At 73.7% G+C, this 22,879-nt stretch carries 18 protein-coding genes; 10 read left to right on the plus strand and 8 right to left on the minus strand.

The genetic code is table 11. From position 1 onward, the window contains the following. Positions 1-59: 59 nt before the first annotated feature. Positions 60-965, minus strand: a complete 906-nt coding sequence (locus tag ACH4RG_RS17840; RefSeq protein WP_398539799.1) for a LysR family transcriptional regulator — start codon at positions 963-965, stop codon at positions 60-62. A gap of 129 nt (positions 966-1,094) precedes the next feature. On the opposite strand from ACH4RG_RS17840, the gene ACH4RG_RS17845 reads away from it, so the two are divergent. Beyond that, positions 1,095-2,099 (plus strand): aldo/keto reductase, encoded by a 1,005-nt coding sequence (locus ACH4RG_RS17845; protein WP_398163160.1) that lies wholly within the window; start codon positions 1,095-1,097, stop codon positions 2,097-2,099. A gap of 88 nt (positions 2,100-2,187) precedes the next feature. On the opposite strand, the gene ACH4RG_RS17850 is transcribed toward ACH4RG_RS17845, so the two are convergent. After that, positions 2,188-2,532, minus strand: coding sequence for an EthD domain-containing protein (locus ACH4RG_RS17850; protein ID WP_397917314.1), 345 nt, complete (start codon positions 2,530-2,532; stop codon positions 2,188-2,190). Positions 2,533-2,675: 143 nt separating this feature from the next. Continuing rightward, positions 2,676-4,064, minus strand: a complete 1,389-nt coding sequence (locus tag ACH4RG_RS17855; RefSeq protein WP_398539800.1) for a PP2C family protein-serine/threonine phosphatase — start codon at positions 4,062-4,064, stop codon at positions 2,676-2,678. Between the two features lie 323 nt (positions 4,065-4,387). Between ACH4RG_RS17855 and ACH4RG_RS17860 the strand changes: the two genes are divergently transcribed. The 7 genes from ACH4RG_RS17860 to ACH4RG_RS17890 all read left to right on the plus strand — a co-directional run bounded on the left by ACH4RG_RS17860 (position 4,388) and on the right by ACH4RG_RS17890 (position 14,211). Then, positions 4,388-5,221: a M55 family metallopeptidase gene (locus ACH4RG_RS17860; protein ID WP_397926996.1), complete on the plus strand. Its 834-nt coding sequence runs from the start codon at positions 4,388-4,390 to the stop codon at positions 5,219-5,221. Beyond that, entirely contained in the window at positions 5,214-6,557 is a 1,344-nt protein-coding gene (locus ACH4RG_RS17865) for a M20/M25/M40 family metallo-hydrolase (protein WP_398539801.1), read from the plus strand. The genes ACH4RG_RS17860 and ACH4RG_RS17865 overlap by 8 nt, the downstream gene beginning before the upstream one ends. A gap of 42 nt (positions 6,558-6,599) precedes the next feature. After that, positions 6,600-8,615, plus strand: coding sequence for a S9 family peptidase (locus tag ACH4RG_RS17870; RefSeq protein WP_397917319.1), 2,016 nt, complete (start codon positions 6,600-6,602; stop codon positions 8,613-8,615). Between the two features lie 23 nt (positions 8,616-8,638). Then, positions 8,639-9,574 carry an LD-carboxypeptidase gene (locus ACH4RG_RS17875; RefSeq protein WP_397927000.1) on the plus strand — a complete coding sequence of 312 codons (936 nt, stop codon included), beginning with the start codon at positions 8,639-8,641 and terminating at the stop codon, positions 9,572-9,574. Positions 9,575-9,793: 219 nt separating this feature from the next. After that, the gene (locus ACH4RG_RS17880) at positions 9,794-11,551 is read left to right on the plus strand and encodes a CocE/NonD family hydrolase (protein WP_397918094.1); all 1,758 of its coding nucleotides are present in this window, start codon (positions 9,794-9,796) and stop codon (positions 11,549-11,551) included. A gap of 138 nt (positions 11,552-11,689) precedes the next feature. Further along, positions 11,690-11,929 (plus strand): LapA family protein, encoded by a 240-nt coding sequence (locus tag ACH4RG_RS17885; protein ID WP_397917321.1) that lies wholly within the window; start codon positions 11,690-11,692, stop codon positions 11,927-11,929. A 296-nt stretch (positions 11,930-12,225) separates the two neighbouring features. Further along, positions 12,226-14,211, plus strand: a complete 1,986-nt coding sequence (locus ACH4RG_RS17890) for a DUF5107 domain-containing protein (protein ID WP_398539802.1) — start codon at positions 12,226-12,228, stop codon at positions 14,209-14,211. A 21-nt stretch (positions 14,212-14,232) separates the two neighbouring features. Here ACH4RG_RS17890 and ACH4RG_RS17895 read toward each other — a convergent pair whose 3' ends face one another. The 3 genes from ACH4RG_RS17895 to ACH4RG_RS17905 form a co-directional block, all read right to left on the minus strand. Continuing rightward, positions 14,233-14,586 (minus strand): VOC family protein, encoded by a 354-nt coding sequence (locus ACH4RG_RS17895; protein WP_397917323.1) that lies wholly within the window; start codon positions 14,584-14,586, stop codon positions 14,233-14,235. A 125-nt stretch (positions 14,587-14,711) separates the two neighbouring features. After that, entirely contained in the window at positions 14,712-15,521 is an 810-nt protein-coding gene (locus ACH4RG_RS17900) for a methyltransferase domain-containing protein (protein ID WP_397917324.1), read from the minus strand. A 165-nt stretch (positions 15,522-15,686) separates the two neighbouring features. Continuing rightward, positions 15,687-17,207, minus strand: a complete 1,521-nt coding sequence (locus ACH4RG_RS17905) for a bifunctional phosphatase PAP2/diacylglycerol kinase family protein (RefSeq protein WP_397917325.1) — start codon at positions 17,205-17,207, stop codon at positions 15,687-15,689. Between the two features lie 433 nt (positions 17,208-17,640). Between ACH4RG_RS17905 and ACH4RG_RS17910 the strand changes: the two genes are divergently transcribed. After that, on the plus strand, positions 17,641-18,873 hold the full coding sequence (locus ACH4RG_RS17910) for an aminotransferase class I/II-fold pyridoxal phosphate-dependent enzyme (protein WP_397927004.1): 1,233 nt from the start codon (positions 17,641-17,643) through the stop codon (positions 18,871-18,873). A gap of 74 nt (positions 18,874-18,947) precedes the next feature. Here ACH4RG_RS17910 and ACH4RG_RS17915 read toward each other — a convergent pair whose 3' ends face one another. Further along, the gene (locus tag ACH4RG_RS17915; RefSeq protein WP_397917327.1) at positions 18,948-19,586 is read right to left on the minus strand and encodes a DedA family protein; all 639 of its coding nucleotides are present in this window, start codon (positions 19,584-19,586) and stop codon (positions 18,948-18,950) included. Then, positions 19,583-20,359: an MBL fold metallo-hydrolase gene (locus ACH4RG_RS17920; RefSeq protein ID WP_397917329.1), complete on the minus strand. Its 777-nt coding sequence runs from the start codon at positions 20,357-20,359 to the stop codon at positions 19,583-19,585. The genes ACH4RG_RS17915 and ACH4RG_RS17920 overlap by 4 nt, the downstream gene beginning before the upstream one ends. A gap of 293 nt (positions 20,360-20,652) precedes the next feature. Between ACH4RG_RS17920 and ACH4RG_RS17925 the strand changes: the two genes are divergently transcribed. Further along, positions 20,653-22,830 carry an alkaline phosphatase family protein gene (locus ACH4RG_RS17925; RefSeq protein WP_397917330.1) on the plus strand — a complete coding sequence of 726 codons (2,178 nt, stop codon included), beginning with the start codon at positions 20,653-20,655 and terminating at the stop codon, positions 22,828-22,830. Positions 22,831-22,879: the final 49 nt, after the last annotated feature.

Below are 22,879 nucleotides of genomic sequence, written 5' to 3' on the forward strand. Positions count from 1 at the left end.
CGGGACCGACACGTGCGGGGGACGGGCCGAGCACCCGGGGCCGATCAGGTCCCGGGGATTCAGCACCCGGCCGGCTCCCGCAGCGGGTCCTCCCGCACCAGCCGCAGCAGCGCCCGGGCCCCCGGGCTCAGGCTCCGCGCCGCCGGAAGCACCACCACGCTCTCGTACACCGGCCGACGGGCGCCCGTCAGCTCCACGGCGACCAAACGGGCCGCCTCCGGCTTGCGGGAGAAGTGGTGCGGCACCACCGCGATCCCCAGCCCCTCCTGCACCAGCTCCAGCAGGCTGTGCACATCGTTGACCTCCAGACCCACCGTCCGGCGTACCCCCGCCGCCGCGAACGCCTGGTCGGCGGCCCGCCGGGGACCCCAGTCCGGATGGAAGTCGATGAACGACGACCCCGGCAGCTCCTCCCACCCCAGCTCCGGCCGCCCGGCGAACGCGTGCCCCGCCGCGCACAGCAGCACCATCGGCTCCCGGGCCAGCGGCACCAACTCCCCGCGCCACTCCGCCGGGCTCACCGTCGCGGCGAACGCCAGGTCGAGGCGCCCGCCGGCCACGCCGTCCAGCAGGCTGCTGGTGCCCTCCTGCCGCAGCCTCAGCTCCAGCTGCGGATGTTCCCGGTGGAACGCCGCCAGCAGCCGCGCCGGGCTCACCCCCGCCACGCACTGCTCGACCCCGACCGTCAGCGTCCCGCGCAGCAGCCCCCGTACGGCGTCGACCGCGTCCCGCGCCGCCCGCGCGCCCGCCAGCGTGCGCTCCGCCTCCACCAGCAGCGCCCGCCCGGCCTCGGTGAGCCGGACCGTGCGCGTGGTGCGGCTGAACAAAGGGGTCCGCAGCTCCTGTTCCAGCGCCCGTACGGAGGCGGAGAGCCCGGACTGGGACAGGGCGAGGCGCTCGGCGGCGCGGGTGAAGTGCCGCTCCTCGGCCACGGCGACGAAGTGCTCCAGCTGACGCAGTTCCATGATTGAGCAACGTAGGCGATGAATCCGAGCGGAATCTCCTGTTGGACTGCTGGATCCATCTGCGGAAGCCTGGACCGGGTGCGCGCCGGTCCCGGCGCGCCACCCCCGTACCCCACCCGCGGAGCCCGTATGTACCTCCCGTCCGCCGACCGCTACTCCGCCATGCCCTACCGGCGCACCGGACGCAGCGGTCTGAAGCTGCCCGCGCTCTCCCTCGGCCTCTGGCACAACTTCGGAGGCGACCGGGCGCCCGAGGCGCAGGGCGCCATCCTGCGCCGCGCCTTCGACCTCGGCATCACCCACTTCGACCTGGCCAACAACTACGGTCCGCCGCCCGGCTCCGCCGAACTCACCCTGGGCCGGGCCCTGGCGACCGACTTCGCCCGTCTGCGCGACGAGATCGTCATCTCCACCAAGGCCGGCTACCACATGTGGGACGGGCCGTACGGGGAGTGGGGCTCGCGGAAGTACCTGCGCTCCTCGCTCGACCAGAGCCTGAAGCGCCTGGGTGTCGAGTACGTCGACATCTTCTACTCCCACCGGCCCGACCCCGAGACCCCGCTCGAAGAGACCATGGGCGCGCTCGACTCCGCCGTACGGCAGGGCAAGGCGCTGTACGTCGGACTGTCCAACTACTCCGCCGCGCGGACCCGGGAGGCCGCCGCGATCCTCCAGGACCTCGGCACCCCGCTCCTCATCCACCAGCCCCGCTACTCGATGCTCGACCGCCGGATCGAGGACGACGGGCTGCCGGATGTCCTCGACGAGCTGGGCTCCGGATCCATCGCCTACTCGCCGCTGGAGCAGGGGATTCTGACCGACCGCTATCTGAACGGCATTCCGGCCGGGTCCCGGGCGGCGGGCGCCAGCCCCTTCCTGAGCGCCGAGTCCGTCACCCCGCAGCTGGTGGAGCGGCTGCGCGCGCTGGACGCGCTGGCGAAGGAGCGCGGCCAGTCGCTCGCGCAGCTGGCCCTGGCGTGGGTGCTGCGCGGCGGCCGGCTCACCTCCGCCGTCGTCGGCGCGAGCAGCGTCGCGCAGCTGGAGGACAGCGTCGAGGCCGTGCGGAACCTGGACTTCACCGAGGGCGAGCTGTCCCGGATCGAGGAGCTGCTGCGGGACGCGAAGACGGGCTGACGACGTCAGGCGCGCGAGGGCGGTACGGCCGGAGAGGGCCGTACCGCCGACGAGGCCGGCAGGACGTGCGCGGCGCGGACGGTGCCGCTCAGCCGAAGACCGGGCTCTCGGTCGCGTAGAGGAAGCGGGTCCGGGCGCGGTCGAGGAAGTTCTCCTCGTCCGCCGCGATGGTGGTGGTGTAGGTGTCGGAGGTGAACCAGCGGGTGGCGTCTTCGACGGTGTCGACCCACACCTCGGCGACACCGTCGTAGAGAGCGGTGCTGATGCCGGGGATCTCGTCGTCGGTGGGCAGCAGTTGGACGTAGCGCCGGACCGGGACCTCTCCGCCGGGCAGGGTCGAGAGCAGAGGGGTGTGCTTCTGCGTCCAGTAGTCCACGAACTCGTCGTGGGAGAGGTCCGACCGCCGGGTCAGGAAGATGCTGAGCTTGATCACAGGGGGACCCTTCGAGGCCGAAATTGACTTGCCTGGGCAAGTAATAAGATAGCCGGTGCGACTTGCCTGGTCAACAAAAAACTGTTGCCTAGGCAAGTGAAATGTGTGCGTGGTCGACAGCGGTCGGCCAAAGCCGCGGCTGCTCAGGCCGTGGCCACGGTGGGTCCGGTGTGCGAGGGCGCCGTTCTGACCGCGATCAGGGCGACGTCGTCCGCGCCGCCCCCGGCCATGCCTTCCAGGATCTCGTCGCAGAACGTCGTGAGTGGCTCGCGGGCCAGGGCCGCCGCGTGCTGCCGCAGGCGCGCCAGCCCCCGGCCCAGGTCCTCCTCGCGCCGCTCGACGAGGCCGTCCGTGAAGAGCAGCACCGTCGAGTCGGGCGGCAGGGTGTCGGTGGCGGCGGTGCGATGGACCTCGGGCTCCACTCCGAGCATGACGCTGCGGCCACCGGTGAGGAAGCGGGTCTCTCCGTCGTGCGTCACGAGCAAGGGGGCGGGGTGGCCCGCGACCGCGTAGTGCAGCAGCCACGGCTCGTCCGCGCTCATCCGCTCGATCAGTGCGTAGACGCAGGTCAGCGTCTGGTGGGGATAGAGGATGTGATGGGCGGCGTCCAGCCGGGCGAGGATCTTGCCGGGCGGTTCCTTGCGGTCGCAGGCGATGCCGCGCAGCATGTTGCGGGTCTGGCTCATCATGACCGCGGCCCGCAGGTCGTGCCCCGCGATGTCGCCGATGATCAGCGTCATCGCTCCGTCCGGCAGCACGAAGGCGTCGTACCAGTCGCCACCGACGCGCGCGGTGGTGCTCGCGGGCTGGTACCGGGCGACCACGTCGAGCGGCCCGTCCGTGGGCAGTTCCGGCAGCAGGGAGCGCTGCAACCGCTCGGCCGTGTGCTGGGCCTCGGCGTGCAGGCGGGCGTTGTCGACGGCCAGTGCCACGCGGTGGGCGAGGTCCTCGACGAGGGAGAGGGTGTCCTCGGTCAGGCGGACTTCCCTGCGCGTACGGGCCAGCGTCAGCACGCCGAACACCTGCCGCCGCGCTCTCAGCGGGGCGACGACCGCCGTATCGGCCGCGAGCCGCTCGAAAAGCTGCTTCTCCCGGAGGCACAGGGGGTCGTCCTCGTCCTGCGGCGGGGGAAAGTCCGTGAGGAGTACGGGCCCCACACCGAGCAGCGCTCGGGCGACCGAGGCCGCCGACCCATCGGCCGGAGGCAGCAGCCCCTCGTCCAGGCCCGGGGACGTCACATCGGCGTCCCGGTGCTCGACGACGATCCTGCGCAGCCGTCCGTGGTCGTCCAGCAGATCGACCGCGCACCAGTCGGCGAGGCCGGGAACGAGCGTGCGGCAGAGTCGACGGAGCCCCTGGTCCACTTCGAGCGTGCTGGAAAGGGCCTCAGCCGCGTTGATGAGCAGCGTGAGCCGGTCGAGGGCGTGCTGGACCTCCTCGTCGACCTCGAAGCGGTCCGAGCGGTCCGTGTCCCCTACCGTGCCGGACCCGTCCTGAGGCGGGGCGCCCGCGTCGTCCTGCTTCGCGCACATACTGGTTCCTCGCCCTTCTCGCACATGACGCCGGGGACGTGAGTCGTCAGGTCCCTCTCAGTCTTCAGTACGCGGGGGCTACGGGCATGCGGGGCATCGGGGTCCCACACGGTCCGCGGGCGGCCGGCGCTCCAGGTCCTCGGCGGAGCCGGGCCGGGCCCCGGCACCCGACGAGGGCCACCGGCGGGAGCGGCGATGTGAGCGACGACGCCAGCGCCGGCGGCGCACCGGCAGGACCGCTGGAGGGACCTTCGGCGGACTGGACCTCTGACGGGCCGCCCCTCCCTGGCCCGCGCCGCTCACGGCGCGTACGGTGTGGCGGCATGAAGATCCTCATCAGCGCGGACATGGAAGGCGCCACCGGAGTGACCTGGCCGGCCGACGTGCTGCCGGGGACGCCCCAGTGGGAGCGCTGCCGGTCGATGTTCACCTCCGACGTGAACGCGGCCGCGCTCGGCTTCTACGACGGCGGCGCCGACGAGGTCCTGGTCAACGAAGCCCACTGGTCGATGCGCAATCTGCTGCTGGAGCACATGGACGAACGCGTCCAGATGCTCACCGGCAAGCACAAGTCCCTGTCCATGGTCGAGGGCATCCAGCACGGCGACGTGGACGCGGTCGCCTTCGTCGGCTACCACACCGGAGCCGGCACGGAGGGCGTCCTCGCCCACACCTACCTCGCCAACTCCATCACCGGCGTCTGGCTCGACGGGGCCCGCGCGAGCGAGGGGCTGCTCAACGCGCAGGTCGCCGCCGAGTACGGCGTGCCCGTCGTCCTCGTCACCGGCGACGACCTGACCTGCGTGGATGCCGAGGGGTACGCCCCCGACGCCCGGAAGGTCGCCGTCAAGGACCACGTATCCCGCTACGCCGCTGTGTGCCGCACCCCGGCCCGTACCGCCGCCGACATCAGGGCGGCGGCGAAGACCGCCTGTGCCCTCGCGGGGCGTCGGGACCCCGTCACCGGGAAGACGTTCACCATCGAGCTGGAGTTCGACGCCGAACATCTGGCGGCCGCGGCGACCGTCGTCCCCGGCGTGGCGCCGAGCGGGGAGAGGCGCGTCGCCTACACCAGCGCGACGATGTACGAAGGAATTCGCACGTTCAAGGCGGTGACGACGATCGTGTCGGCCGCTGTGGAGGAACAGTATGGCTGAGGCCCCCGACCTGCTCGGACCCGTGGACCGGCAGGCGCTCGACGAGGTGGTGACGTTCACCTCCGAACTCATCCGCATCGACACCACCAACCGGGGTGGCGGCGACTGCCGGGAGCGGCCGGCCGCCGAGTACGTCGCGGAGCGGCTCTCCGGCGCCGGAATCGAGCCGACGCTGCTGGAGCGGACCCCCGGCCGGACCAACGTGGTCGCCCGGATCCCCGGCACCGACCCGTCGGCCGACGCGCTGCTCGTCCACGGCCACCTCGACGTGGTGCCCGCCGAGCCCGCCGACTGGAGCGTGCACCCCTTCTCCGGCGAGGTGAGTGACGGGGTCGTGTGGGGGAGGGGCGCCGTCGACATGAAGAACATGGACGCGATGGTCCTCTCCGTCGTACGGGGCTGGGCCCGCGAGGGCTTCCGCCCCCGGCGCGACATCGTCATCGCGTACACCGCCGACGAGGAGGACAGCGCCGCCGACGGCTCCGGCTTCCTCGCCGATCAGCATCCGGAGCTGTTCGAGGGCTGCACGGAGGGCATCAGCGAGTCGGGGGCCTTCACCTTCCACGCGGGCCACGGTCTCTCGCTGTACCCGATCGCGGCGGGCGAGCGCGGCACCGGCTGGCTGAAACTGACCGCCGAGGGCCGGGCCGGGCACGGCTCCAAGGTCAACCGGGAGAACGCGGTGAGCACCCTGGCCGCCGCCGTCGCCCGGATCGGCCAGCACGAGTGGCCCATCCGCCTCACCCCGACCGTCCGCGCCGCGATCACCGAGATCGCCGCCCTGCACGGCATCACCGCCGATCTGGACGACCCCGGCTTCGACGTCGCCCAACTCCTCGGCAAGCTCGGCCCGGCCGCGTCCCTGGTCGAGAACACCGTCCGCAACAGCAGCAACCCGACGATGCTGGAAGCCGGTTACAAGGTCAACGTCATCCCCGGCCACGCCGCCGCCTTCATCGACGGGCGCATGGTCCCCGGCGGCGACGAGGAGTTCCACGCCACCCTGGACCGGCTCACCGGCCCGTCGGTCTCCTGGGAGTTCTACCACCGTGAGACGGCCCTGGAGGCCCCCGTGGACTCCCCGACGTACGCCAAGCTGCGCGCCGCCGTCGAGCGGTTCGACCCGGACGCGCACACCGTCCCGTACTGCATGTCGGGCGGCACCGACGCCAAGCAGTTCTCCCGCCTCGGCATCACCGGCTACGGCTTCACCCCGCTGAAGCTGCCCGTCGGCTTCGACTACCAGCGGCTCTTCCACGGCGTCGACGAGCGTGTTCCCGTCGACGCCCTCCACTTCGGCGTCCGCGTGCTCGACCACTACCTGCGCACCGCCTGACCGCCTGCCGACCCGATCCGCGCCCCGGGGGGACCGACCTACGTGAACACCGTGACAGCAGCCCCGTACGGAACCTGGCCGTCGCCGGTCGACGCGGCACTCGCCGCCTCGCACGACGGCCGCCCCGACCACCTCGGCACCGTGGGGGACGAGGTGTGGTGGACCGAGCCGCGCCCCGCCGAGGACGGCCGGCGCGCACTGATGCGCCGCCGCGCCGACGGCACCACCGCCCCCGTGCTGCCCGCCCCCTGGAACGCCCGCAGCCGGGTGATCGAGTACGGCGGACAGCCCTGGGCGGGCACCGTGCGCGAGAACGGCGAACTCCTCGTGGTGTTCGTCCACTTCACCGACCAGCGGCTGTACGCCTACGCCCCCGACGGGCCCGGCGGGCCGTGGCCGCTCACCCCCGTCTCGGACGTCGGCGGCGGGCTGCGCTGGGTGGACCCGCAGGTCCGACCGGAACACGGGGCGGCGGGCGAGGTCTGGTGCGTGCTGGAGGAGTTCACCGGGCCCGCGCCCACCGACGTACGGCGCGTCGTCGCCGCCGTACCGCTCGACGGCTCGGCGGCCGGCGACCGGGCGGCGGTCCGTGAACTCTCCGACGACCGACACCGGTTCGTCACCGGCCCCAAGGTCTCCCACGACGGGCGGCGGGCGGCCTGGATCGCCTGGGACCACCCCCGGATGCCGTGGGACGGCACGGTGGTCATGCTGGCGGACATCGACGACACGGGCGGGTTCACCGGCGTACGGCCTCTCGTCGGCGACCTCGACGAATCGGTCTGCCAGGTGGAGTGGGACCGCGACGGCAGCCTCCTGTTCGTCTCCGACCTCGCCGACTGGTGGGAGCTCCAGCGCATCCGCCCCGACGCGCCTCCCGGCGGCGCGGTCCCCAGCAGCCGCCTCCTGCCGCCCCGGGGCGAGGAGTTCGGCGGTCCGCTCTGGAAGATCGGGCTGCGCTGGTTCCATCCGCTGGACAACGGGCTGATCGCCGTCCTGCACGGCAGGGGCGACATGCGGCTCGGCATCCTCGACCCGGAGACCGGTGAACTCGCCGATGTACCGGGCCCCTGGACCTCCTGGGCCGACACGCTCGCCGTCCACGGCAGCCGGGTCGTCGGCGTCGCGGCGAGCCCCCGCAGCGGGCCCGAGGTCGTCGAGCTGGACACCGCGACCGGACACACCCGCGTCATCGGCGCACCCCACCACGACATGGTCGACCCGGCGTACTACCCGGTGCCCGAGGACCGCACCTTCACCGGCCCCGACGGCCGCGAGATCCACGCCCACATCTACCCGCCGCACAGTCCCGGCCGCACCGGACCCGAGGGCGAGAAACCCCCGTACGTCGTCTGGGCGCACGGCGGGCCCACCGGCCACGCCCCGCTCGTCCTCGACCTGGAGATCGCCTACTTCACGTCGCGCGGCATCGGCGTTGCCGAGGTCAACTACGGCGGCTCCACCGGCTACGGCCGCGGCTACCGGGAACTCCTGCGCGGCCAGTGGGGCGTGGTCGACGTGGCCGACTGCGCGGCCGTCGCCTCGGCCCTCGTCGAGGAGGGCGCCGCCGACCCGGAGAAGCTCGCCATCCGGGGCGGCAGCGCGGGTGGCTGGACCACCGCCGCATCGCTGACCAGCACGGACCTCTACGCCTGCGGGACGATCCTCTACCCGATCCTGGATCTCGAAGGGTGGGCCACGGACGGGACCCACGACTTCGAGTCGCAGTACCTGGAGTCCCTGGTCGGCCCGTTCGCCGAGGTGCCCGAGCGCTACCGGGAGCGCTCACCGCTCCACCGCGCCGACCGGCTGAACACCCCCTTCCTGTTGCTCCAAGGCCTGGACGACGTGATCTGCCCGCCCGCCCAGTGCGAGCGATTCCTCGCCGCCCTCGCCGGCCGGGGCGTCGCCCACGCCTACATCGCCTTCGAGGGGGAGAGCCACGGCTTCCGGCGCGTGGAGACCCTGGTCCGCGCACTGGAAGCCGAACTCTCCCTCTACACGCAGACGTTCGGTATCGGTCGTCCCGACGTGCCGCCCCTGGAGCTGACCACGTGACCCGCGCGGACCGAGGTCCGGCCATGCCCCTCGCCCGGCCGCCCCGGCTGCGCCGCGGCTCCCGGGTCGCCGTCGTCGCCCCCAGCGGCCCCGTCCCCGCCGACCGGCTGGAGGAGGGCCTGGCCGTCCTCCGCGACTGGGGCCTCGAACCCGTCGTCGGTGCCCATGTCCTCACGGCACACGCGGAGTTGGACTACCTCGCCGGGCCGGACGCGGGCCGCGCGGAGGACCTTCAGCAGGCGTGGTGCGACCCGTCCGTGGAGGCCGTGCTGTGCGCCCGGGGCGGCTACGGCGCCCACCGGATGGTCGACCTGGTCGACTGGTCGGCGGTCCGGGCCGCCGGGCCCAAGGCGTTCGTCGGCTACAGCGACATCACGGTGCTGCACGAGGCGCTCGCCCTGCGGGCCGGGTTCGCCACCCTGCACGGGCCGATGGTCGCCACCGAGACGTTCCTCGGGGACGCGGCGACCCGTGAGCACCTGCGCGCCACGCTCTTCGCCCCGGAGACCGTCGCCACCCTCGGCCTGGAGTCGGCCGGGGCCCTGGTCCCCGGCCGGGCGCGGGGCGTCCTGTACGGCGGCTGCGTCAGCCTGCTCGCCGCGGGAGCCGGCGCCCCGGGCGGCCGGGTCCACTCCCGCGGCGGACTGCTGGTGATCGAGGACACCGGGGAGGAGCCCTACCGGCTGGACGGCATCCTCACCCGGCTCCTCCGGTCCGGGGCCCTGGACGGAGTCGCCGGGGTGGCCTGCGGTTCCTGGCAGGAGTGCGGCCCGTACGAGAAGATCCGCGCCGTCCTTGCCGACCGGCTCGGCCCGCTGGGCATACCCGTGGTCGAGGAGCTGGGCTTTGGGCACGGTCCCACCGCGCTGACGATACCCCTGGGTGTTCCCGCGGTGCTCGACGCACCGGCGGGCGGCGGCCGTTGCACGCTGACCGTCGAGACCCCCGCCCTGCGCTGAGCCCCTCGGTTCCTCCGCGGCTGTTCGCGCCCGCGCCGCTGTCCGCGCGGGCGCGAGGATGTGTGCGTCCTTCCGCGGAACGTGAACACCCGTCAAGAACCGCTGACCGACACGTTGACACGGTGACGAGCTGTGTCACAGCATGAGCGCGACCCAGTACTTACCGGTCGGTAAGCAGTCCTCGGTGTGGAGGTCTTCGTGTCAGGTGCTGTTTCCGGAGTGCGCGGCCGGCTCGTGGCGGTCGCCGGGGCGGCCCTCGTCGCCCCCCTCGTCCTCGCCGGCCCGGCCCGCGCCGAGGCCGGCCCGTACACCGTCACCCCGCTGGAGTTCACCGTCGAGGCGGGCGACCGCACCTGCACGGTGGACGCCGACCTCTACCGGCCCGCCGGGGCCGACGCGGACAGCCCCGCCCCCGCGGTCCTCGCCACCAACGGCTTCGGCGGCAGCAAGTCCGACGGCTCCACCGACGCCATCGGCAAGGCCTTCGCCGAGCGCGGCTACGTCGGGCTCGTCTACTCGGGCCTCGGCTTCGGCGGGTCCGGCTGCCTGATCACCCTCGACGACCCCGCCATCGACGGAAAGGCCGCGAGCGAACTCCTCGACTTCCTCGGGGGAGTCCGCGCGGCCGACGACGGAACCGAGGCCGACTTCGTCACCAGGGACGCCGACGGCGACCCGCGGGTCGGCATGATCGGCGGCTCCTACGGCGGCGCGATCCAGCTGGCGACCGCCGCTGTCGACCCCCGGGTCGACGCCCTCGTCCCGCTGATCACCTGGAACGACCTCGGCTACGCACTGGCCCCCAACAACACCGGGGCGCGCACCGGCGTCACCTCCGACACCCCCGGCGTCTTCAAGTGGCAGTGGACCAACGGCTTCTACCTGATCGGCGAGGGCCAGCCGCTCCTCAACCCGAGCCTGGACCCCTCCCGCGTCAACCGGCTGGACTGCCTGCACTTCGCCACCCGCGCCTGCGAGACCATCCGGCTGCTCAACTCCGGCCGCTACCCCGCCGGCCGCACCCAGGAGATGCTCGCCTACGCGCGCGGCGTCTCGCCCGTCTCGTACCTCGACCGGGTCAAGGCCCCCACGCTCGTCGTCCAGGGTCAGGCCGACAGCCTCTTCAACCTCAACGAGGCCACCGCCACCTACCGGACGCTCAAGGCGCAGGGCACCGAGACCAAGATGATCTGGCAGTCCTGGGGACACAGCGGCGGCCAGGTTCCCGGCGAACTCGACCTGAGCCGGGGCAACCTGGAGACCAGCCACGTCGGCCGACGGGTACTGGCCTGGTTCGACCGCTACCTCCACCGGAAGACGGACACCGACACCGGGCCCGCCTTCTCCTACTACCGCGACTGGCGGAGCGGCTACGGCTCCGCCGCCGACGTCCCCGCCCTCTCCCGGTCCCTGTACCTCTCCGGCGACGGAAAACTCGTCGACAACCGCTCCGAGGTGGCGCGCGGCAGCCGTCAGTACACCAACTGGCTCGTACCGACGAGCCACTCCGAGAGCTCCATCGCCCCGCTGATCGGACTGCCCGACCCCGAGCCGTACGACACCAGGGGCACCTACCTCGGGTGGCGCGGCGAGCCCCTCACCGAGCCCCTCGACGTCGTCGGCTCGCCACGGGCCACCCTGAAGGTTCTCTCGCCGAAGGCGGAACGGGTCCAGAACAGCGGTGACGCCTCCGACAAGCTCGTCCTGTTCGCCAAGGTCTACGACGTCGCCCCCGACGGCAGCCGTACGCTGGTGAACCGGCTCGTCTCGCCGGTCCGGGTCCCCGACGTCACCCGGCCCTTCACGGTGGAGCTGCCCGGCATCGTCCACCGGTACGAGAAGGGGCACCGCCTGGAGTTCGTGATCGCCGCCAGCGACACCGCCTACTTCGGCAACCGGGGCGTCAAGCCCGTCACCGTCGTCCACGCCCCCGAGGACACCGGCGTACTGGAACTCCCGGTCGTCCCGGCCGGCTGACGCCCGTCACCCCGTTCACCCGAACGGCCGTACAGCACCGCCCCCCGAACCCGGCAGCCCGACATGCTGGGACCCCGGGGGCGGTCGCGTGCACGACGGGCGGGCCGGACGGCGAGAAGCGAGCGGAAGGGCCGGAACATGAGCCCCAAGGACGTATCGAGCGGCAGCGCGCGCGGCACCGGGTGGCTCACCCCGGGGCGCGTCGTGGTCGCCGTGGTGGTCGTGCTCGTCATCGTGTTCATCTGCGTGAACACGAACGATGTCACCATCCGGGTGCTGATCCCCGAGGTGACGATGCCCCTGTGGTTCGCGCTGCTGGCCATGTTCCTGATCGGCCTCGGCTGCGGCGGCTACCTCTTCCGCCGGAAGGGCAAGTGACAGCAACTGCACATCGCTTTCCTCCCGCACGGTGACATTTCCTGACGGCCCCGGGCCATCGCGGCGAGGACGGGCCCCATCCGCACGATCGTGTCGCCTGTCGCCTGTCGCCTGTCGCCTGTCGCCTGTCGCCTGTCGCCTGACGACCCGGCCCCGGCCGTGCGGGGCCCCGGGGCGGGCCCGAGCCCGCGATAATCCGGCCGACGGGCCTCTGGCCCCTGCGGCCACCTGCGTGTTCCATGGTCACCGGGGGCGCCCGGACCTGCGGCGGCCCGCCGCGAGGGAACGAGGGTGCCTTGGCCACGACCGTACGACGTGCCGTACTGAACCTGCCCGCAGCGCCGATCGGGCCGGAGAACCCGCTCCCGCCGCTGCGGACGCCCGCCCCGCCACCCGTGCTCGACCCCCGGGAACGGGCGGGCCTGCCCCGCGACATGGCCCGGCAACTGGGCCACCGGCCGCTGCGCACCGTACTGCCCACCCGGCTGCTCGACGGCTACGGGCGTGAGCGCACCCCCACCGACATCGACGCCGTCGTCATCGAGAACGCCAGGCTGCGCGTCACCGTGCTGCCCGGACTCGGCGGCCGGATCCACTCCCTGCACCACAAGCCCACCGGTCGCGAACTGCTCCACCGCAACCCGGTCCTCCAGCCCGCCGCCTTCGCCCTCAACGGGGCCTGGTTCTCCGGCGGGATCGAGTGGAACATCGGCGCCACCGGCCACACGACCCTGTCCTGCGCACCGCTCCACGCCGCGCTGGTGCCCGCCCCGGACGGCTCCACGATGGTCCGGCTCTGGGAATGGGAGCGACTGCGCGACCTGCCCTTCCAGGTGGACCTCTGGCTCCCCGACGACTCCGACTTCCTCCACGTCGGCGTGCGGATACGCAACCCGCACGAACAGCCCGCACCGGTCTACTGGTGGTCCAACACCGCCGTCCCGGAGACCCCGGGCACCCGCGTACTGGCCCCGGCCGACGAGGCCTGGCACTTCGGCTACGACCACGCACTCACCCGGGTCGGCGTCCCGGAGTCGGGCGGCCTCGACCACACCTATCCGCTGCGCTCCGAGTACCCCGCCGACCACTTCTACGAGCTGCCCGACGGCGATCGGCGCTGGATCGCCGCGCTCGACGAGGACGGTCACGGGCTCGCCCAGACCTCCACCGGCCTGCTGCGCGGCCGCAAACTGTTCCGCTGGGGGCACGGGAGGGGCGGCCGCCGCTGGCAGGAGTGGCTGAACGGGCCCGGGGGCGGCGGCTACGCGGAGATCCAGGCCGGGCTGTCCCGCACCCAGCTGGAGCACGTCCCGCTGGAGGCGGGCGCCGCGTTCAGCTGGCTGGAGTCCTACGGTCCGCTCTCCGCCGACCCGGCCGCCGTGCACGGCCGGGACTGGGCCGCGGCCACCGAAGAGGCCGCCGCACGGCTGGAGGAAGCTCTCCCGCGCGGCGCGGTGGACGAGGCGTACGCGGCCTGGCTGCCGCACGCCGACGCCGAACCGGGCGAGGTGCTCGCCACCGGCTCCGGCTGGGGCGCGCTGGAGGTGCTGCGGGGCGGCCACCGGCTGCCCGGCACCCCGTTCCCCTCCTCCGCCATCGGCGCCCAGCAGGCCCCCTGGCGGGAGCTGCTGGAGCACGGCACCCTGCCGAAGGCGGCCCCGAACGGCATACCCGGACCGACACCGGTCGCGCCGCCCTGGCGCGACATGCTGGAGACCGCCGACGCCGACCCGCACACCGAATACCATCTCGGCATCGCGCAGTGGCACGCGGACGACCGGGCCCAGGCCGTCCGCAGCTGGGAACGCGGCCTGGAGCGCGGCCCCGTGCCGCGCTGGCCGCTGCTGCGCTGCCTCGCCGTCGCCGCCGAGGAGAGCGGCAGGCCGGACCACGCCGCCGAGCTGTACGCCGAGGCCTTCGCGGACCTCGGGGCCCCCGGAGCGGAGGACCTCACGGCGTCGGCGGAGGGCACGGCCCTCCTCGTCGCCCTGGCCCGCGAGACCGTCGAGGCGCACCTGTCGGCCGCCCGGCCCGGGAAGGCCCGCGCGCTGCTGGCCGGGCTGCCGGGAGAGATCCGCGAGCGCGGGCGCTTCCGGCTGCTCCTCGCCCGGATCCTGGTCGCCGAGGGCGACACCGGGGCGGCCCGGGAGATCTTCGACGCCGGATTCGAGGTCGCCGACCTGCGCGAAGGGGCCGGAATCCTCGGCGAGCTGTGGGCGTCCGTCAGCGACGAACCGCTGCCGGACGCCTACGACTTCCGCATGCGCCCGCCCCAGGAGTGACGACGCGCCCCGGGCGGCCGGTCAGACGGCGACGTTGCGGTCCACGTACTCGAAGACCGAGCCGTCCGGGTGCAGCGCGATGAGGTTGCGGCCCGCCGGGGTCGGCACAGGTCCCGCGATGACCCGCGCGCCCGCCCGGGTCAGCGCCGCGTTGGCCTCGTCGACGTCCTTGACGGCGATGGTCGCGCCCACCTTGCGCAGCACCTCCAGCTCCGACTCGGGCCCGCTCATCAACAAGAAGCAGCCGATCGCGGCCACCGACACCCCACCGCGCTCGAAGCGCAGGGCCGACGTGCCCGTCAGCCCCTCGTAGAAGGCCACCGAGGCCTCCAGGTCGTCGACGCAGATACGCAGCGTGGTTCCGAGGATCTCCATGCATACGAGGGTAGTTGGCGGCCGCCGCCGGCGTGATCGGTTCCGGGCGGGCCGGGCCCCCTCCTCCTCACCGTCCCTCCTCACTCCACCCGGTACCCCCTCACCCCACGACGCCCCTCTTCACCTCACGCCCGGCAGAGCACCTCGCCGTGCGGGACCATGAACCAGCCGTCGCCCTCCTCGCCCCAGGAACGCCACGCCCCGGCGATGGCCGTGAGCTGCTCGGCGCTCGCGTGCCCGCCCCGCACCGCCAGCTCGGCGTAGACCGAGTCCGTCGTACGGTCCGCCCACAGGCCGCTCCACCAGGCGCGGCTCTCCGGGGTGGCGAAGCACCAGGCGGCCGCCGTGGGGGTGATGTCGGTGAACCCGGCCCGCCGGGCCCAGGAGAGGAGCCTGCGGCCGGCGTCGGGCTCGCCGCCGTTGCCGCGGGCCACCCGGCCGTACACCTCCAGCCACTCGCCCAGACCGGGGGCCTCCGGATACCAGGTCATGGCCGCGTAGTCGCTGTCCCGCGCCGCGACCAGCCCGCCGGGCCGGCAGACGCGCCGCATCTCGCGCAGCGCCTGGACGGGGTCGCCCACGTGCTGGAGCACCTGATGGGCGTGGACCACGTCGAACGAGTCGTCGGGGAAGTCCAGGGCGTGGACGTCGGCAACCGCGAACCCGACGTTGTCCAGGCCTCGTTCGGCTGCCACCGCGGCGGCCTGGCCGAGGATGTCCTCGGCTGTGTCCACCGCGGTTACCCGGCCCGGGGCGACCAGTGCGGCCAGATCGGCCGTGATGGTCCCGGGGCCGCAGCCGACGTCCAGCACGGCCAGTCCGGGGCGGAGTTCGTCGAGGAGGTACGCCGCCGAGTTGGCGGCGGTCCGCCAGCGGTGCGAGCGCAGGACCGACTCGTGGTGGCCGTGCGTGTACACGGCGGTCTCCTTCGGCATGGCGTTGCTTCCTCTCCCGAAAAAACTCCGCGCCGACGGGCGCGGCGACAGGAACCACCGTACGCCGTCATGTCGCATGATGAGATGGGCGTCTTGCCATGTGGGCAGATGGTGAGAGGTGCCCGAGGGGTCGGCCTGGTCCCGCCCGGGGGAGGGCGTGGGTGGTCAGACCGGCATCGGGCAGTAGACGGTCAGCGCCTCCGGCAGCTTGTCGATCGTCAGCTCCGTTCCGGAGTGGGCCACTTCACCGTCGTACGCGTACGGAGTCCCCGGCGTGAGGCCGCCGATCCGCACCCGGCGCCGCCGCACGGCGGCATGGGCGGGGGAGCGGGTCAGCGGTCCCGCCACCGCCGCGGCCAGCAGACGCAACGCGGGCGTCCGGCCGCCGTGCACCACCCGGACGTCCAGCAGCCCGTCCGCCAGGTTGTGGCGGCGCCCCGGTGCGGGGCCCACCCGCTGGAAGAGTCCGTTGCCGACGAAGAGCAGCCACAACGGTCGCCTGCGTCCCTGGAGTTCGGCCTCCAGTGGGCGCCGGCCGCGCAGCACGTGGAACGCCGCGAGCACGCCGGCCGGCCAGCCGCCGATCCGCGGCGACCAGTGCTCCCGGGTCCGCACCAGTTCCGGATAGACGCCCAGCGAGAAGGCGTTGAGAAAATACCCGTCCGCACCGTCCGCACCCCTGGGCCCCGGCCGGAAGCGGCCGAGGTCGGCCCGGATGGCGTCGCCCGCGGTGAGGGCGGCGGCGGTGTCGTGGACGGTCTCTATGCCCAGGTCGTAGGCGAAGTGGTTCAGCGTGCCGCCGGGGAAGACGGCCAGGGGCAACCCGTGCGTCGCCGCCACCGAGGCCGCCAGATTCACCGTGCCGTCACCTCCGCAGACACCCAGTGCCCGGCCCCGGCCCGCCGCCTTCTCGAGCGCGGCCGACAACTCCGCGGGAGGCACCTCCACCACCTCCGCGGCCGGCAGCGCCTCGCGCACCAGCGACGCGGTCGCGGTGGCCGTGCCCGACTCCTGGTTCACCACCACGACGAGGTCCTTCCCGGCGGGCAGCGCCGGGGCCTCGCCCGGCGGACGGCCGGGGGCGGGCAGCTGGCCCCGGGTGGGCACGACCCCGCGCAGCGCGAACGCGGCCCCTACGCCGAGCGCCGCACCCGCCACCACATCGCTCGGATAGTGCACCCCGGTGTAGACGCGGGAGGCGGCCACGGCGAGCGCGACCGGGGCCACGACCGCGCCCCAGCCCTTGGACTCCAGGGCCACCCCGGTGGCGAAGGCCGCCGCCGACGCCGCGTGGCCCGAGGGGAAGGAGGTGGTGATCGGCTGCCGCTTGAGCCGCCGCACCACCGGCACCAGGTCCGCTATCGGCCGCTCGCGGCGCACCGCGCCCTTGCCGACCGTGTTGATCGCCACCGAGGCCACGGCGAGGGACGCCACCCCGCGCAGCGCGGCCCGGCGTGAGCGCGCACTGCTGCCGAGGGCAGCGATCCCGGCCGCGGCCCCGAACCAGAGCAGCCCGTGGTTGGCGCTCAGGCTCAGCTTCGGCAGCAGCGGATCGGCGCCCGGCCAGTGCCGGTCCGCGACGCTCCGGAAGACGGCCAGGTCCCGCTCCTGCAGCCAGCCGCGCAACCGGGCGACGGCGGGAGCGGTGGTGTTGACAGTGGCGGGTGAGGTTCTCGGGGAGGACATGAATCAGCGCATACCCGGCCGGGCCACGCCGAACCAGCAGGCGCGCTGAGGCCCTCGCCACGCCGCCACCGACCGGCGGAACGGTCCACGCGGCGACGGCCCCCGGAGCGGTCGCGCGACTGGGCGGGCGGGCCGCCCGGAACCTCCGTATAAAGAGGCCGGGGGCCGGGTCGACATAACGAGCCGGGGGCTGTCGGCATAAAGTCGACAAAGAAGCCAGAGGGGCGTCGACCGGGGAAGGCGAGGACCGTCGACCCGGAGAACGCGACCGGAGCACTCGGATCGGGACCGGGACCCCGAGCCCCGGAACCCCGGCCCGGATCGGAGCCGGCCCCGGAGCCGGCCCCGATGTTCCGGAGGCGCGGCGGAGACGTCGGAAACTCCGCGGAGGCGGAGCGAGGAAGCGAAGCGAAGAGCGGCGGAGGAGGGCCGGATGCACGGAACCGAGGACCACGCACCCGCGCACGAGGACCACGGCCCCGTCCGCTACGGGCCGCCCGCCCCCGACCCCGGCCTCCCGGTCCTCCCGGAACTGGCCGCCGTCCTCGCCGCCGCCTCCACCCTGACCCGCCCGGAACCCCCCGGCGGAGGGGCCCGGCTGCGCGAGGCGGCCCGCGGCTACTGGGACCGGCGCGGGCTGCACGGCACGGCGGGCGGCATCGCCGCCGCCCCCGGCGCCCAGCCGCTCCTCCTGTCCCTGATCGGCGCCCACGGCGGTGACGTCCTCATGCCGCGCCCCTGCCCGGCCGCCTGGATGCCGCAGGCCCGCCTGCTGGGCCGTCCCGCCTACCACGTGCCGACCCCGGCCGAATGCGGCGGCGTGCCCGACCCGTACGCCCTGCTGGAGACCGTCCGCCGGGTCCGTGCGGAGGGCGGCCGGCCGAAACTGCTGCTGCTCTCCTTCGTGGACGACCCCACGGCCACCGTCGCCCCGCCCGAGCTGGTCCACGAGGCGTGCGAGGCGGCGGTCGGCGAAGGGCTGCACATCATCAGCGACGAGACCTGGCGCGACACCGTGCACCGGCCCCGCGACACCGTCCTGCTCAGCCCCGCCGAGATGTGCCCGGACGACGTCACGGTGATCACCGACCTGTCCGGAGCCCTCATGCCGGCCGCCTGGCCGGTCGCCGTCGCCCGTTTCCCGGACACCGCCCGGGCCGCCGTCCGGCACGCCCGCGCCCTGGACATCCTCACCGCGCTCGGCGCCCTCGTCGCGACTCCGGTCGCCCACGCGGCCGCCCACGCCCTGGGGGAGCCGGAGTCCGTGCGCGAGCGGATCCGGAGCGCCGCGGCGCTCCAGGCCGAGGTCGCCGCCGCCGCCCACCGTGCGGTCCTCGGCTCCGGCGCGCTGGCCCGCCCCCCGCAGGCGGGCCGTCACCTCTACGCCGACCTCGGGCCGCTGCGCCCGCGGCTGGCGGGCGTGGGCATCACGGACTCCGTGGAGCTGGAGGAGTACCTCACCGAACGGCTCGGTGCACCGGCCCCCGGCGGACACCGCTTCGGGGACGAGCTGGGGGCCCTGCGCGTACGCCTGGGTACCGGACCGCTGCTCGGCGCCACGCCGGAGCAGCAGACGGAGTCCCTCACCGCGGCCGAGCCCCTGGAGCTCGCGCATGTGGCCCGGGCGCTGGACAGCTTCGCGGCGGTGTTCGGCGCGCTGCGCTGAGCGCGGCCGGGCCCTGTCGTCCGTCGAGGTCCCGTCGCCGAAGGCCGGCGACGGGACCTCGACGACAGGACGGCCTACGACGGCTCGGGGCCGAACCGCGACCGCAGCCTGCGCCACACCGCCGGGGCCCCGCTGATCAGCAACGTCAGGGCGACCGCCGCGACCACCCCCTGCCACGGCTCCGGGAACAGCGAACCGCCCAGGATGCCGATCAACTGGTACGTCGCCGCCCAGGCGAGGCAGGCCGGAACATCGCCCCGGGCGAACCGCCGCAACGGCATCCTGCCCAGCAGGCACGCCAGCATCACCGGGATCCGCCCGGCCGGCACCAGACGGGACAGCACCAGCACCGCCCCGCCGTGCTCCGCCAGCTTCTCCTGCGCCTGGGCCAGCCGCTCCGGCGCGGCCCGGCGGGTGATCGCCCCCAGCCACTTCGAGCCGTTCCGCGACCGGACCCCGCGCTGCCCCAGCCAGTACAGGCAGACGTCCCCGAGGAACGCGGCGGTCGACGCCGTCAGGAACACGAAGAGCAGGGTGAGCGGCGACGTCTGGTGGAAGGCCACCACCGCCGCCGAACTCACCAGCGCCCCCGTCGGCACCACGGGCACCAAGGACCCCAGCGCCACCAGGGCGAACAGCGTCGGATAGCCGACCGCCTGCTGGGTCGACTCGGTGGGCAGTTCCCGCACCACCTGCTGGATCTCCTGGATCACGGACCGGCCTCCGTTCTGACGCTTTCGCCGTGTCCCAGCAGATGCACCGTCACCTCGGGCGCACGCTTCGCCGCGTGCCGTACGAACTCGTCGCCCGGCGCGTGGAACTCGTGCGGGCGCACCCCGTCCAGACCGATCGGCCAGTACGTGCCGTAGTGCACCGGCACCGCTGACGTCGGCGCCAGACGAGTCAGCGCCTCGGCGGCGCGGGCCGGGTCCAGATGGCTGTGCCCCAGGAAGGGGCCCCAACCGCCCACCGGCAGCAGTGCCACGTCCACCGGTCCCACCGCCTCCGCCATCCCGTCGAAGAGCCCGGTGTCCCCGGCGAAGTAGGTCCGGGCCTCGCCTTCGACCACATAGCCGAGCGCCGGCGCTCGGTGCGGCCCGAGCGGCAGCCGCCGCCCGTCGTGCAGAGCGGGGACCGCCCGCACCCGCACGTCGCCGACGCGTACCGTCTCGCCCGGTCCCACCTCGGTGACGTGCAGCTGTCGCATCCGCCGCAGCGCCCGCAGACCCGGCACGGCCGCGATCGCGCCGCTCGGCACGACCAGTCGGCTGCCGGGAGCCAGCCGGGCCAGTGACGGCAGATGGAGATGGTCGGAGTGCAGATGGGAGACCAGCACCACCTCGGCGACCGCGGCCTGCGGTGGCGGTACCTCGCCCCGGCGGCGGCGCAGATGCGCGAAGCGCCGTACGAACAGGGGGTCGGTCAGCACCCGCACCCCCGAGTCCTCGATCGTGCAGGTGGCATGACCCCACCAGGTGATCTCCACCGGCGCCTCGGCCTCCTCGTTCGATCCTCGTGATCAGTGATCAGTGATCAGCGATCAGTGATCAGTGATCCGTGTGCTCCGCGGTCGGTGGTCCGTGAATCCCTGACTCCGGTGCGGCGCGGCGCGGCCGTACCCGCCCGCGCTGCCGGTACGAGCCTATGCGCCCCCCGTGCCGTCCCGACGGCCCTCGGAGGCTCCCACCGAAGCCGCTGGCCGGCCCCGGCGCTGTGAAAAGCTGAAGGTCGGGCTTCGGACGACCGGGGCCCGGAGCGGAGGGCAAGAGGTGGACCGGCGTGGGTGACGGGAAGTGGCGTACGGCGGGCAGAGCCCTGATGCGGGTGGTCGCGGTCTGGGCGGTGTCCACCCTCACCATGCTCGTGCTGGCCGGAGCCCTGCCCGACTTCCAGCTGGAGGCCGACGACGGCGACACCATCACCAGGACGGCCTTCACCGCCGCCTGGGGCGCGGGCGCCTTCGGCCTCCTGTCGGCCCTGGTCTGGCCCGTCCTCGTGCGGGCCCTGCTCATCGTGCCCGCGCTCGTCCTGGGCGCCCTGGTCTTCTTCCTCAACGGCTCGCTGCTGCTGATAGCTCTGCGCCTCATCCCGGACGGGCGCGGCGACGCCAACCCGGAGACGGCGGTCGTCGTCGCCGCCGTGATGTCAGCCGTCGCCTCCGCCACCTCCACCGCACTCGCCGTCCGTGACGACGAGGCCTACCGCCGACGGCTGTCCCGGCTCGCCGACCGGCGGCGCCGGCGCGGCCGCTCCCCGGGCCCGCCGGAACCGGGCCGCGACGGACCGCCCGGCACGGTCTTCCTCCAGCTCGACGGTGTCGGCCACGACGTTCTGGTGAAGGCCGCGGCCGACGGGCTCATGCCGACCGTCGCCGGCTGGCTCGACGACCCGTCCGGACACCGGCTCACCCCCTGGCGCACCGACTGGTCCAGCCAGACCGGCGCCAGCCAGCTCGCCATCCTGCACGGCAGCAACCACGACGTGCCCGCGTTCCGCTGGTACGAGAAGGAGACCCGCACCGTCATGGTCTCCAGCCGTCCCGCGAGCGCCCTCGAAATGCAACGCCGGGCCATCGAGCGCACCCGCGACGGCGGTCTGCTCACCGTCGACGGCGCGAGCCGGGGCAACCTCTTCAGCGGCGGAGCCGGACAGCTCGCCCTGGTCCTCTCGATGGCCGCCCGGCGCGGCAAGGGCCGCCGCTCCCGCGCCGGATACTTCGCCTACTTCTCCGACCCGGCCAACGCCACCCGTACGGCCCTGTCCTTCGTCGCCGAGGTCCTCCGCGAGATCGGCCAGTCGACCCGGGCCCGCGCACTGAAGGTCGCACCGCGGATCAAGCGCGGCGGGTTCTACCCCTTCATCCGCGCGTTCGCGACCGTCGTGGAGCGCGACGTGGTCGTCGCCGCCGTACTCGGCGACATGTTCGCCGGACGCACCGCCGTCTACGCCGACCTCGTCGCCTACGACGAGGTCGCCCACCACTCGGGGCCCCACAGCCGCGACGCGGAGAAGGTCCTCGTACGCCTCGACCGGTCCCTGGCGCTGATCGCCAAGATCGCCGACCACACCCCGCGCGCCTACCGGATCGTGCTTCTCTCCGACCACGGCCAGAGCCCCGGGGAGACGTTCGCCGGGAAGTACGGGCTCACGCTCAAGGACCTCGTCCGGGCGGGCTGCGGGCTGCCCGTGTCCCGCCGGGCCCAGCGCACCCGCAGCGCCTCCGAGGCCCGCGACGCGGTGCGGATCGCCCTGCACCGTCCCGTCGAGGGGCAGGAGGCCGAGCACCCGGCCAAGCTCTCCGACCCGATCGTGCTGGCCTCCGGCAACCTCGGGCTGATCTCCTTCCCCGACATCGAGGGCCGCGCCTCCCGCGAACAGATCGAGCGCCGCCACCCGGCGCTGCTCTCGACGCTCGCCAACCATCCGGGGATCGGGTTCCTCCTCGTCCGCACCGGGGAACACGGCTCCGTGGTGCTCGGGCCCGGCGGGGCCGAAGTACCCGTCGCCGAACTGACCGACGGTGAGGGGCCGCTCGCGGTCTTCGGCGTGGGGGCGGCCGCCGCCGTACGGCGCACCGACACCTTTCCGCACGTCGCCGACGTGATGGTCAACTCCATGTACGACCCCGCCACCGGGACCGTGCACGCCTTCGAGGAGCAGATCGGTTCGCACGGCGGCCTCGGCGGCGAACAGTCCCGGCCGTTCCTGCTCTGGCCGCGCGCGCTGACGGACCCGCTCGACATCGTGGCCGCCGAGACCGCGGAGGGCGCACCCGCGCCGCCGGGCGGCGGGCTGGTGGGCGCGGAGGCGGTGCACCGGGTGCTGACCCGCTGGCTCCAGGAGTTCTCCGGGCCCCAGGTACCGGTGCGGGCCGAGGGCTTCGGCGGGGCGGGCCGGGCGGACGAGCCGTTCCCGGGCGATGCCCCGGTGCAGGAAGCGCCGGGTACGACGGCCTGACCGGCGGACCGTCCTCCGACAGGCCGCTTCTTCGGCGGGGGAGTCGCTC

It is taken from the genome of Streptomyces sp. NPDC021019, assembly GCF_044333295.1.
Lineage (GTDB): Bacteria > Actinomycetota > Actinomycetes > Streptomycetales > Streptomycetaceae > Streptomyces.

Excerpts from the sequence above, each read along its gene's own strand:
- ACH4RG_RS17840 (WP_398539799.1), bottom strand. The coding sequence starts at position 965 with ATGGAACTGCGTCAGCTGGAGCACTTCGTCGCCGTGGCCGAGGAGCGG.
- ACH4RG_RS17845 (WP_398163160.1), top strand. The coding sequence starts at position 1,095 with ATGTACCTCCCGTCCGCCGACCGCTACTCCGCCATGCCCTACCGGCGC.
- ACH4RG_RS17855 (WP_398539800.1), bottom strand. The coding sequence starts at position 4,064 with ATGTGCGCGAAGCAGGACGACGCGGGCGCCCCGCCTCAGGACGGGTCC.
- ACH4RG_RS17860 (WP_397926996.1), top strand. The coding sequence starts at position 4,388 with ATGAAGATCCTCATCAGCGCGGACATGGAAGGCGCCACCGGAGTGACC.
- ACH4RG_RS17865 (WP_398539801.1), top strand. The coding sequence starts at position 5,214 with ATGGCTGAGGCCCCCGACCTGCTCGGACCCGTGGACCGGCAGGCGCTC.
- ACH4RG_RS17875 (WP_397927000.1), top strand. The coding sequence starts at position 8,639 with ATGCCCCTCGCCCGGCCGCCCCGGCTGCGCCGCGGCTCCCGGGTCGCC.
- ACH4RG_RS17885 (WP_397917321.1), top strand. The coding sequence starts at position 11,690 with ATGAGCCCCAAGGACGTATCGAGCGGCAGCGCGCGCGGCACCGGGTGG.
- ACH4RG_RS17895 (WP_397917323.1), bottom strand. The coding sequence starts at position 14,586 with ATGGAGATCCTCGGAACCACGCTGCGTATCTGCGTCGACGACCTGGAG.
- ACH4RG_RS17900 (WP_397917324.1), bottom strand. The coding sequence starts at position 15,521 with ATGCCGAAGGAGACCGCCGTGTACACGCACGGCCACCACGAGTCGGTC.
- ACH4RG_RS17905 (WP_397917325.1), bottom strand. The coding sequence starts at position 17,207 with ATGTCCTCCCCGAGAACCTCACCCGCCACTGTCAACACCACCGCTCCC.
- ACH4RG_RS17910 (WP_397927004.1), top strand. The coding sequence starts at position 17,641 with ATGCACGGAACCGAGGACCACGCACCCGCGCACGAGGACCACGGCCCC.